The sequence below is a fragment of the Myroides injenensis M09-0166 genome (genome assembly GCF_000246945.1).
Lineage (GTDB): Bacteria > Bacteroidota > Bacteroidia > Flavobacteriales > Flavobacteriaceae > Flavobacterium > Flavobacterium injenense.
Genome location: NZ_BAEX01000195.1, coordinates 1 through 288, shown reverse-complemented (window position 1 = coordinate 288; position 288 = coordinate 1). Strand labels below are relative to the sequence as shown.

1 tRNA gene is annotated in these 288 nt (G+C 36.1%); it reads right to left on the bottom strand.

The features are described from left to right. Nucleotides 1–136: 136 nt before the first annotated feature. A tRNA-Ala gene (locus tag RH98_RS15115) sits at nt 137–210 on the bottom strand. Between the last annotated feature and the right edge of the window lie 78 nt (nt 211–288).

Here is a 288-nt window from a genome sequence, read left to right as displayed (position 1 = left end):
TCTTATTTTGCTTATGTGCTTACAAATCTGTTACGATTCGTACTTTCTATATTTTTTAATATATATTTTTTCTTTCTAACTTTTGTTAGTTAAGTTGTTTCAATATGTCAATGAACCTTTTGGATTGATATCCTTGTGGAGAATATCGGAGTCGAACCGATGACCTCCTGCGTGCAAGGCAGGCGCTCTAGCCAGCTGAGCTAATCCCCCATAGTATAGATAATCTTGTTATCTCTATCCTTGATGGGTTGGGGATAACACAACCTCTAGTATTTCCTTGTAAGTATA